Here is a 10,772-nt window from a genome sequence, read left to right as displayed (position 1 = left end):
AATTTTTTGGTTAATACCATCTAGAATTTAATAAAAAGCAAAAACAACTCGGAATTCGCTTCGCTCATAAGTTTTTTATGCTCGCTTCGCTCGGTCTAGGTGCAAAGATCAGCATGTGATCTACTTTCAATTTGTTGAAGCAAATATTTTAAAAAGCAGTTTTTCAGGGAGTCTAAGCGCAAATTTTCGTTGTGTCGCTCGTAGACACTCGCTAAAGAGGATCTGAGATGAGCAAAGATAAAAAAGATGAAGATTTGGTTTCTCTCTCGAGGAAGAACTTCAACAAACCACGATGGTTTAGAGCCAATGAAGATGGTGTCTTTTATGAAGTAACTTGGGAGGAGTTCTTTAAAAACCATGATGACCCAACAGGGTTAGAAGATTTTATGACAGATCGCGAGCAAGATACACCAAGAGATGTGGATTTATAGCGCATGGTTTGCTGTATTTGGCGTTTTATTGGTCACTCCTATTCCCACCTATAGGGTTTAGTTTAAAGTGCCTTAAAACGCAAATGGTGAGCATTTAGACAACCCACCTCGTTTCGATATTCTGTTGGCAAGAATATCCGAGGGGGTCTAAAAAATGCTTATAACGTATGCACCGTAAAATTTTGTCGAAGTGCCGATTGCCAACCAACCAACACCAAACTTTAAAACGCTAATTTTATTCATAAAATCAGAAAATATTTATCCTATGGTGGATAACAACCTCGAAAAACTATGTCTTCAGAAGTTTAGTTTAGTCCGAGCGACCAACTCGAACAGCAGGGGAGACCAATCCCCATTTAACCTTTTTGACTCTCCTGTGGCTTTAAATCCACAGCCTTCAAGCACTATGACCATGCAGGAAGTAACACACTCAACTACAGTCCCCTGTAGCCTCAACATCACTCTTTCGCAAAACCACGATTCCCTTAACAAGTCATTTCTGACAACGGTAGCTATGGTTTTTTAACCAACTTTTGATAAAACAACTCAAAAGAAAATTCTTATTGATTATCAATTTTACCTGTAATTATAGATCACTATCTATTTTACAAATAAAAACAACAACTTATTCAGAATTATTACAGTACAACTTCGGCAAAACATCTGCCTTATATGCGCTACTAAAGATCGCTCCAACACATCTATGCCGATAACTAAAAATTAGTTATTCAAAAACTTAGGTGACAAAACCTAATGACATAAAAGTGCGTCCCAAGTTATCTAATGAAGTCTTAACAAGCAGTACGTTCATCCACTAATTTTCTAAACCTTTTCCTTGCTTTTCGGTACGCAGTTCCAAAATACCGATTCCGCAGTTTAAAAAATATCATCGTGGGTAGAACACTTACTTAGCACAGTCGATGAGGATCTCTCCCCACCTTTAACACGTTTAAGCTATACATCGACCTTTCGAGCCAAAATGGAATGTCATCACGACAAATTCACCACCTGACCCAAAAGTGCCACTCTCGCCAGCTTTCACCTTGATCGCCTGTACCCTCTCGAATACCGCAGAAGCCATCGTGTGTGCCACGCACCTCGCCAAACCATAAAGATTCAGCGAAGAACGGTAGTTATTAACGCTACTCTCCATCTATAGATTTCACTCACTATTTCTTCAAAAGCAGGATTTCAGCCCTTTCAGCCTAGAATGGGGTTTAACCCATTCGCCACCTTTCGGTGATTCCGTTTCCTTGTCGCCCAACTTCAAGAACCAACAATGAAGTGGATTGAGTAGAATTTGAGGGTAGGCAAAAAAGCCACCCCTCATCAGCCCTCATCAAAGCGTACCGAGCCACAGTTAAATGGCAGTCCGCTTCGTCAAGCAGTTTTCAGGCTGTCAACCTTTCCACTGTGAGCTGTTGAAAATCAAATTTTTTAGTGTGCCTAACGGCACACTAAAAAACGGTTAGGTCTTTTAGGTGCGTTGGTCAGACACACTTCACAACTGATGAGAAAATCATAATGCACAAAAAATATGCTGTCTAGGTGCGTTCGCATGGAACTACTTATTACCCTCTTACAAACACCGTCTAGAAGTCCTTAAAACTTGCTTCGCAAGTTCACCATAGCTTCGCTATGGAAAAAGCAAAAAACAGCTTAAAACCAAAAATCCTTTTACTCGATTACAATGCTAGTTTTTGATCAAAAAACAGCGTATTTTGTGAATTAACCCTTAATAACAATGATTGGAAATATTTTGGATGATAATTTTTAGTCCACACACAAAATTTACAATGCAACGGCTCGCTGACCATGTTGCCAATGGCGCATATTTTTATTTCAGCTTTGAGTACGACAGTTCTAAGAAATCCATTGAATCCGTTTTGGATAAGATGACAGAGCGTTATGAGTTGGGTATTTCACCAAGACAGCGTTCTTACCGCCTAGAAAAGGGTCATCCTATTTGCACGATGATCGTGCAAAGAGATGTTTTTAATGAAAATAAATGGTTTCTGTATTGCTTATTCACTACGCCTACAAGTAGAGATTTCAATACTTTCAACGGTATTGAGATTAATAAACTTGCCAAAGAGTCGGAGCGTTTGAAGATTCAGACTCTTAAAGAGAAGTACAAAGGCTTTAAGTGGGATCTTGATTCGATCTCAGCAGAAAAGACCTTGATTGCAGACTACTTCAAAGATAATGAGCCAAAACAATTTGTCTTAAAAAATCCGATTGCTGTCAAACCCACTGCCCTAGTGACTATGGAGCTTTTTAGAGATACGCATAAGACTTATAAACAGCTCATCTTGGGTGATGAAAAAGACTACAAAGACCGAGTAAGGGCTTATACGTGGACTTGGCGATATACAAAGCAAAGTATTGAAAAAATTAAAACTAAATTTACTGATTCTATTAATAAATTGGCCAGTCAAAAAAATAGTTCTCTAGCAGAGAAGAACCGAGCCGACATTAAAAATCTATTCCTGATGGTTGAAACATGGTCTGTTTTCAAAGCAAGCCGTTCCCAAGCAGGGCAGATTATCCATTTTGCACAGCGTTTTTTAAAGTACAGGTCTAAGAAGCAGAAAACATGGATGCAGATGGAAATTGCTACACCACACTTGACCTATCTACCACGATTGCCGACCTATGCGGATACGATTCATGAGTACACTTACAGACGTAACTTATTTGATGAGCATGGTGTGGAAGTGCCTTTGAAACTCATTAAAGACTACTATGGTGGTGGCTATTACAACATACCGATTCAAGCCTATGTAGCTAAAGAATTAGAAATGCGTGAGAACGGTAAAGCCATTGCTCAAAAAGCAGATGAGCTTTATTTACAAGTACTTGCAGATGAGTAAATTCACTAAGAGCCTATCCAGTATTAATTTCATTCTTTTTTAGCAATTGAAAAAATAATTTGTTAAATTCCCCTCATGAGAAAATTTCTATCTATTAATTCAATTAAAAATGGGGGTATTACCGGTGTAAATAATTCTGTGTAAATACAGTTTTATTTACAGTCTCTCTAATTTATCAGTTTAAAGCTAACCATTTTGTTAGACAAATACGCTCCCCCTCGCTACTTGATTTGAATAACATAATTTTTATATGCGAATCGCTTGAATAGTGAGGGTTTAACAATTAGACCTCTTGCGAAAGTATAGTTTTATCTAATTTTTTGAATTGGCTAAAACCTTATAAAATATAGCTTTTGACTGCTTAAAATTTGACTAACGCAAGAAGTCTACTAAAAAACAATAAATTATTTAGCATTTTCTTGTATTTTATGGCATTTCGCTGCTGTTAATCTAATCGAACATATTAATATTAAAGTTACATTTATCTCTAATTTTTACATCAGCACTTTCACCAGTAGACAAAGTAGGGTAAGAACCTAAATCTTGATAGTATTTAACCCCTTTTTGTATGCAAGAATTTAATGCTACTTCCTGATTCTTTGTTTCAGTTTCTCGTTCTGAATCACTTTTTGAAGACCCGCAAGCTGTAAGTCCTAATACACATAATATAACTAATGTTTGCTTTATCATTTTCCTTTACCTTTTTTACTGCTAATCATCTGATATTTATACCTAAAATTTATCCATGTACAATCTTACTGTCTACGCTCTTCTTCACCTTGAAATAGAATGACTTTAAATATCCCATTCCATTCTTTTGCTTCATCTAACGCTGTTTTAATCGGGGTTAAATTGGTTAGTGTGATTTCATGTACAGGATTAGTTAAATCATTAACTAGAATTTGAAGAGATATAGTTTTAATTTTGTCTATTGATTGAGTAGAGCCACTAAGTCCTCCTATCATTGCACCAACTCCAACTCCACCGAATATTGCACCTAGTGTACTTCCTACAGCTACGCCTAAAACTTGACTGCCTCTAGATGTTTTCGTAATTGTACTCCCATCAATTTTTAACTCAGCTTCAAGGACATCTTTAAATTGTTTTACAATTAGGTTGGTTCCATCGATAAAGCAAATCTTTCGGTTGACTGAATCAATACTTAATCCCTTTAATCTTCCATCTCCACTTTTTAATAAAAGTTTTTCTGAATTAAAATCAGGCAGACTTTTAAGCTTATCACCGAGTTGTTGTCCGTCTTCAATACCTTTTGATACTCCAATATATATAAGTAGGCAGAAGATTAAGACAATTATTATTACTATGGCATAGACCATATTACCCTCTTTAAAATTTGATTAAAAATCAATGTATCTTAATGATTAATTGTCTCTTGAATCAATCTTTATGTTATTGTTGACCCAACACTAAATGTTCATTACTTATTTGGGTCAGCCATGAAATACGTTATCTACTATCGAGTTTCAACAGACAAGCAAGGTCGTTCAGGTCTTGGACTTGAAGCACAACAGCAGCAAGTTAAAATCTATCTGCAATCAAAACCTGATGCAGAAGTAGTAGCCGAATACGTGGAAGTTGATAGCGGTAAAAAGGTGAATCGAATTGAGTTGACCAAAGCAGTAGCTGATGCAAAGAAGAATAAAGCGGTATTGTTAGTAGCAAAGCTAGATCGGGTAGCACGTAACGTTAAACTTTTCCTTGATCTACTGGATCAGGTACAGATTGAGTTTACAGACTTGCCTGCCTTGAGTAATGGGACAAGTGACTCACGTTTAGTATTAACGCAATTAGCAGCGTTTGCTGAATGGGAAGCAGCTAAGATCAGCGAGCGTACCAAAGCAGCGTTATCAGCTAAGAAAGCACGTGGCGAGCCTATGGGTGTGATGGGTAAAGAAAACATTAAAGCCACTAATGGCAAGCGTAAAGAGCAAGCTAATGACTTTGCAAAGCAGATAGCAGGTATGTTGATACCGTTAGCAGCAACAATGAGCCAAAGAAAGCTAGTTGATTATTTGAACCAACATGGCGTTAAGAGTCCTACTGGTAAAGAGTGGCGTTTAAACAGCTTACAGAATGTTTTAAACAGAGCTAAAGAATTATCAGAAGCAGCTTGATATTTGGATAATTTAACGAGATTAGTTTTTGGGGAAGTACGCATTGTTAAACACCGTATACATACATCTGATATTTGTTGATAAAAAACTATATAATCAATTAGATATAAAAAATTATGAGGAATTTTTTTGAAAAAACTAATTTTATGCTGTTTGATTTTGGGAATTGTAGGTTGTGGTAAAAGCCAAGAAGAACTTCGATTAGAAAAAGAAGCTCAAGCAAAAGCTTTGCAAGAGGAGAAAGAAAGAGAATTAGAACAAAAGCGAATTGAACAAGAAAATATAATTAAGGCTTCGATTAAAGAGGATTTAATTGATCCTGAATCAGCAATTTTCACATTTAAAAAGGGCAAAAGTGAAAAAGTGTATTGTGGAACTGTAAATAGTAAAAATAGCTTTGGTGGGTATGTTGGCGCTAAACGATTCATAGCAACAATGTATGCAAATGATATAACTAACTATTCAATTGATGAATATAGTCCCTTAGATAACGATTATTCACAGCTACGGCATTTAACAAAGTTTGAACATCGATGGATACCTCAGTGTGCAGATATACAGATCAAGAAAGATATAGATGTTGAAGATTGTAGAATTTACTCAGAAAGCGCACTTCATGCAGCCAGGGCACGATTGAGTTCTATTGAACTCAATATTCCTTTTTCAGAAATAGAAAAAATGACTTTGAACGTTTATAAAGATAGAAAATATATAGATGTTTTTTTAAATGATGTAAAAGCATTTAACCTGAGTTATAACGATAAAAGTTTTCCAATGATGTATGCAATAGCGAATTATAAAGACTGCTTAGAAGGCAAAAAGCTTTAGATTTCTGAGTGATTAACTGTATACAGGTAAAGAATGGCGTTTAAACAGCCTACAGAATGTTTTAAACAGAGCTAAATCATTCTCAGAAGCACTCTAACAAAGGCTACCCTATTCTTCTTTATTACTTCCTAACGTATAAAAATCTCATTCATCCAATCTAACCAATTCCTATAATTTATATGATCTTCATCAATTAGACCTTCTCTAAATAGTGAGTAAAATCCATGATCTGGATTTTTTTGCCATGCTAACCAAGTATTGCTAATAGCTTTTGCTTCATGGATCTTTTTGAATCTAGGAGATGAAATAGACGTAACTGTTTGAGTAACATTATCTAAAAAACTTTGTTCATTTGGATGGCAAATACTTAACATCCAATCTTCGAGCATTCCTTCATCTAAGTTATTAGGCATAACCCATACACCTAATTTTGGTAAATCATTTTCACCTTCAAAATAGATACCAGAGTTAGGAAACCTTTGATATGGTGATGGATAACCATGATCTTTAATTTTATTATGGATTTGGAGAAGAGTGTTTTCTAATCCACCTCCATTCACTATGTAGTCAGAATCGATAATAATGCCTAGTCTTTCAATATAAGAACTCTCTAACTGCTTAATAGCAACTTGTAGAATGTTTAGAACACCTTGCTTGGTATCCCTTCCTCCAAAGATAGAGGGAGTATCTACAGCAACTTCTACATCAAACCCATGTTTGAGGCACATTTTTTTAAAAAAGAATTCGTCAGAACTTCCTTCGACAATTAACTTACTTTTTTGCATTATCTAACTTCTACATGGGATTGCGATAAGATTTTCAAGTCATCTTCAGTAAAGATGGTGGCCGTAGTTTTATCTTTCATCGGACCTCTAGTTGGTTTTCCTATACGGAAAAGGCAACCTTCAATATCAGTTCTTTCTAATGCCACTTGAGTGAAACTCTCTATACAATCCCAACTATGTGTAGTCGCAAAAACTTGAATATTCAAAGATTTTGACAACTCAAAAACAGTTTCCCAAGCCTGTTTTTGGACACCAAAATGTAGACCATTTTCAAACTCATCAATAAATAAAAAACCATCTTTTGCTTCATATAAGCGTAAAGAGAGTTGAAATAATCGAATGATCCCATCTCCCATACTTTTTAAAGGGATAGGGAAATCAACACCTTCAATACGTACTAGAGGAATACGACGCTCTTTTTCTCTTGTGTATAGACTTGAGCGTCCCCAATCTTGAGCATTAACAAAGTTAATTGCTTGAATTTTAGGTTCGATAATCTGAAGGGCCTTCAATACCTTTGAAGCATAATCTCTTAGCCCAACTTTATCCCAAGCATCTGCAAGTTCATCATTTGAAATGAATGATGTCGTAATATCGCTATAGGATTTGATATTCATTTTTGTTTTACGATTTCTATTGCGATATATACGATCTGCCAAATTATCTAAAATGATCCTCTTAGTTTTTTTATTTTGAGTAATTTTAAAAGTATTCACGACATTTGAATCTTCTTCAAAACTGCCTTCATTCTGATCATCTATATCTTGATACGATACTTGATAAGCTAAGAATCCTCCACTTTCCTTGTCTACAGGTAAATGTAATTCAACTGCTTTACTTGCTTCAATTGATAATCTAGTTTCTGGGTCATTAAGTTCACCAATTATAATTTTATGATTTTCTTTGAATCTTCTTCCATAAAATAAGCTCTCATAAGGGGATAGTGAACTATCTTCTTCTAGAATATAGAACTCATCATGTTCATCAATAATGTCAACTAACGTACCTTCGTCAGAAAAGCTTGCATATAATTTTAAAGCGTCTAGAACTGAACTTTTTCCGGAGTTATTTTTCCCGACGATTAGATTAATCTGTCCTAACTGAGGAACCTCTAACTTTTCTAGCGATCTAAAATTTTCAATAAGAAGAGAATTTAACATGAAGTCCTTTGTAGTTTTGAGAACATACCTAATTGTTCAATTGTATATAGAAAAAAGATTTTGAGTCACAACCTTAGACATTATTTATTTCATAATATGTTTAATGGATAAAGATACCTTAATTAGTTTTTCTAAAATTAACATAATACACCTTATACGAAATGCTTTTAATTTCTCATTAAATTTCAATTACTTATGTTAATGTGAAAAGCCCAACCGTACTCAGTTGGGCTTTTTTAGTGATTGTTCACGTTCCACGCTTAATAAGTAAGCAATGTTCCACACTTTTGTTTAGCTAAAAATAACAATAAAACCTTACTCATCTGTAAAAACTGCCCGAGCTAAACGGCCCAATAGTCCCCTTTTTTTAGGTTCCGGTTCAACGTGTTCAGGAATAGGTATACGCTTGTTGTCTTCCCCAAAAGTAGTCAATGCGTCATAGTTAGACTCAATCTCTGGCCGAGGATCTGTTGCTATATTTAGATTAGTAGATTCATTTAGCTTACTAGTATTTTCTTGTTTTGGCTGTTCTAACGTGCCTTTAAACTCAATTCTATGAGTGAGATCTTCAATATGTTGCATCAAAGACTTTTCTCTTTGATTTGCTAAATCTAACTGATTTTTAAGTAAGGAAATCTGATCTTTTAGGACACTTTCAACCTCAGACTGGACGTGTACAGGTGCATCCCTTTGAACTTGTTCAGTACGTGTACTGGACTGAACACCAATTGGATTTCCATAAACTCTTATTAATTCTGATAGATCTATAAGTCCATCATTATCCCTTGATAATTCACCATTTTTTATAGCTTCATAGATTGTTGTTCGTGATTTTTTAAAGGCTTTACTAGCGTCCATAACGCTAAATTTTGTTTTGTTCAATGTAATCCCTCAGCGCGTGTTTAAGGATGTTCATCTGAACATCTTAGCTGAACATATATCTTATTTTGAATTAAATCGTACTTTTCTAGGTATAGCAGCAATTTTTCAAACTTTTTGTTCAATAGTAAAGTCGATATTGAATTCTGCTAGTTTTTCAATCCATCTATTACCTTCGTTATTTTTAAAATCAATTTTTATTCTTTCTACTAATTCGTCTGTAGTCTCACCAGATTCCTTGAATCTCAAGCTCAATTCTTCACTTTGAATTATCGTTAAATAAACCATTTTTGCAGTTATTTTATTTTGCTCTTGGTTACTACTAGTTTCACTTTGTTGATTAGCTCCAATAGTTTTCTTTTTTCTAACTATAAAATTAACATGACTAGCTTTGCGTCCTTCTTTCTTGACTGCTTTAAACTCAATAGTAAGTTCTGTTTTAGAGTTAATGTCATCAATGTGGGGTTTAAGAATAGTACTTTTGAAATCTCTATATTCTGGGTATGAATTTTCTGCCAGACCTAAAGCACTTTTTAATTCTTTGATGGATACATCGAAATTAGACCGAAATTCATTTTGTACCAAGAATGGGTAAAGTTTTAAACCGTGACCATGTAAGGCAACAGCCGATTTAACTTTAAATTTTGTATACGAATTTTGTTTATTAAAAACATACATAATGTATAGGGCAAAATGCGTGAAAGAAATATAAAAACATCCATCCTTGTATGAGCATGTACTAATGAGTCTTGTTCGAATATCTCGATCTTTTCCAGGATGATAAAAAACTACACTGTGGTCGTAGAGAGCATCTACTACTCGGTTTAAGGCTACATAAGCACTGCTTGGCTTTAAGCCCGTCAATTCAGCATATTCTTTAGCTGTTACAGTGAATTCTGTTGTTTCATTGGGATCTGATGCTAGCCGAACTTTAGGGCTAAAAAAGAATAGCAATTTTAGAATATCGTCTTTTGGTGATTTCTCATGCTTCAATTGCCAGAAAATATTTTGAAAGACAGCATAGTCTTTTGGATAACGTTTGGCAGGTGCTGCAAGAGGAAAAAGAGATTTGTCATGTTCCTCAAAATTTTTAATTTTCTTTAATGATACAGCCATCTAAAATCACTATTCTTCTATTATGTGGTGGTATTTTTAATACTACTTACCCCCACTTATTAAGTCAAGCATATCTTGATTACCACCTAACATTTCGCCCCCACTGACCTAACATTTCGCCCCCACTGACCTAACATTTCGCCCCCACTGACCTAACATTTCGCCCCCACTGACCTAACATTTCGCCCCCACTTAAAGTCAAAAACCTAACATTTCGCCCCCACTTAAAGTCAAAAACCTAACATTTCGCCCCCACTTTAGTGTCTGAAACACTGATATAGCAATACATTGAGACTGGCCGTAAAGCTTTTTAAAAGCTTTTTAAAAGCTATTAAAAGCTTTTAATAAAGCTTTTAAAATTAGTAAATGAAAAATTGCCCTTGGTTTTCGCTACGCTCAAACTCTATTGAACTTCGCTTTCGCTCAGTTCGTTGGGGCAATTTTTTGGTTAATACCATCTAGAATTTAATAAAAAGCAAAAACAACTCGGAATTCGCTTCGCTCATAAGTTTTTTATGCTCGCTTCGCTCGGTCTAGGTGCAAAGATCAGCATGTGATCTACTTT

10 protein-coding genes are annotated in these 10,772 nt (G+C 35.2%); 4 read left to right on the top strand and 6 right to left on the bottom strand.

Annotation, left to right across the window (positions count from 1 at the left end):
- Window positions 1-227: 227 nt before the first annotated feature.
- Both FTT85_RS17300 and FTT85_RS17295 read left to right on the top strand, forming a co-directional pair.
- A complete protein-coding gene (locus FTT85_RS17300; protein WP_104472883.1) occupies window positions 228-431 on the top strand; it encodes a hypothetical protein in 204 nt (67 codons plus the stop codon).
- A gap of 1,796 nt (window positions 432-2,227) precedes the next feature.
- On the top strand, window positions 2,228-3,304 hold the full coding sequence (locus FTT85_RS17295; RefSeq protein WP_257232195.1) for a hypothetical protein: 1,077 nt from the start codon (window positions 2,228-2,230) through the stop codon (window positions 3,302-3,304).
- A 450-nt stretch (window positions 3,305-3,754) separates the two neighbouring features.
- Here FTT85_RS17295 and FTT85_RS17290 read toward each other — a convergent pair whose 3' ends face one another.
- Both FTT85_RS17290 and FTT85_RS17285 read right to left on the bottom strand, forming a co-directional pair.
- Window positions 3,755-3,994: a hypothetical protein gene (locus tag FTT85_RS17290; RefSeq protein ID WP_180184054.1), complete on the bottom strand. Its 240-nt coding sequence runs from the start codon at window positions 3,992-3,994 to the stop codon at window positions 3,755-3,757.
- Between the two features lie 65 nt (window positions 3,995-4,059).
- The gene (locus FTT85_RS17285) at window positions 4,060-4,641 is read right to left on the bottom strand and encodes a hypothetical protein (protein ID WP_180184053.1); all 582 of its coding nucleotides are present in this window, start codon (window positions 4,639-4,641) and stop codon (window positions 4,060-4,062) included.
- A 120-nt stretch (window positions 4,642-4,761) separates the two neighbouring features.
- Between FTT85_RS17285 and FTT85_RS17280 the strand changes: the two genes are divergently transcribed.
- Both FTT85_RS17280 and FTT85_RS17275 read left to right on the top strand, forming a co-directional pair.
- Window positions 4,762-5,439, top strand: a complete 678-nt coding sequence (locus FTT85_RS17280; RefSeq protein ID WP_180184052.1) for a recombinase family protein — start codon at window positions 4,762-4,764, stop codon at window positions 5,437-5,439.
- 129 nt (window positions 5,440-5,568) lie between these two features.
- Window positions 5,569-6,267: a hypothetical protein gene (locus FTT85_RS17275; RefSeq protein WP_180184051.1), complete on the top strand. Its 699-nt coding sequence runs from the start codon at window positions 5,569-5,571 to the stop codon at window positions 6,265-6,267.
- Window positions 6,268-6,395: 128 nt separating this feature from the next.
- Here the strand turns inward: FTT85_RS17275 and FTT85_RS17270 are convergent, their stop codons facing one another.
- The 4 genes from FTT85_RS17270 to FTT85_RS17255 form a co-directional block, all read right to left on the bottom strand.
- On the bottom strand, window positions 6,396-7,052 hold the full coding sequence (locus FTT85_RS17270) for a DUF3226 domain-containing protein (RefSeq protein ID WP_180184050.1): 657 nt from the start codon (window positions 7,050-7,052) through the stop codon (window positions 6,396-6,398).
- On the bottom strand, window positions 7,052-8,212 hold the full coding sequence (locus FTT85_RS17265; protein WP_180184049.1) for an ATP/GTP-binding protein: 1,161 nt from the start codon (window positions 8,210-8,212) through the stop codon (window positions 7,052-7,054). The genes FTT85_RS17270 and FTT85_RS17265 overlap by 1 nt, the downstream gene beginning before the upstream one ends.
- A gap of 315 nt (window positions 8,213-8,527) precedes the next feature.
- Window positions 8,528-9,094, bottom strand: coding sequence for a plasmid replication DNA-binding protein (locus tag FTT85_RS17260; protein WP_257232194.1), 567 nt, complete (start codon window positions 9,092-9,094; stop codon window positions 8,528-8,530).
- 105 nt (window positions 9,095-9,199) lie between these two features.
- A complete protein-coding gene (locus tag FTT85_RS17255) occupies window positions 9,200-10,207 on the bottom strand; it encodes a replication initiation protein (RefSeq protein ID WP_168379848.1) in 1,008 nt (335 codons plus the stop codon).
- Between the last annotated feature and the right edge of the window lie 565 nt (window positions 10,208-10,772).

This window comes from Acinetobacter sp. YH01020 (assembly GCF_013420275.1).
Taxonomy (GTDB): domain Bacteria; phylum Pseudomonadota; class Gammaproteobacteria; order Pseudomonadales; family Moraxellaceae; genus Acinetobacter; species Acinetobacter amyesii.
This window is presented reverse-complemented; position numbering and strand designations above follow the sequence as displayed.

Bases quoted from the DNA above. Each gene is read 5' to 3' on its own strand.
- FTT85_RS17300 (WP_104472883.1), top strand. From the start codon at position 228: ATGAGCAAAGATAAAAAAGATGAAGATTTGGTTTCTCTCTCGAGGAAG.
- FTT85_RS17295 (WP_257232195.1), top strand. From the start codon at position 2,228: ATGCAACGGCTCGCTGACCATGTTGCCAATGGCGCATATTTTTATTTC.
- FTT85_RS17290 (WP_180184054.1), bottom strand. From the start codon at position 3,994: ATGATAAAGCAAACATTAGTTATATTATGTGTATTAGGACTTACAGCT.
- FTT85_RS17285 (WP_180184053.1), bottom strand. From the start codon at position 4,641: ATGGTCTATGCCATAGTAATAATAATTGTCTTAATCTTCTGCCTACTT.
- FTT85_RS17280 (WP_180184052.1), top strand. From the start codon at position 4,762: ATGAAATACGTTATCTACTATCGAGTTTCAACAGACAAGCAAGGTCGT.
- FTT85_RS17270 (WP_180184050.1), bottom strand. From the start codon at position 7,052: ATGCAAAAAAGTAAGTTAATTGTCGAAGGAAGTTCTGACGAATTCTTT.
- FTT85_RS17265 (WP_180184049.1), bottom strand. From the start codon at position 8,212: ATGTTAAATTCTCTTCTTATTGAAAATTTTAGATCGCTAGAAAAGTTA.
- FTT85_RS17255 (WP_168379848.1), bottom strand. From the start codon at position 10,207: ATGGCTGTATCATTAAAGAAAATTAAAAATTTTGAGGAACATGACAAA.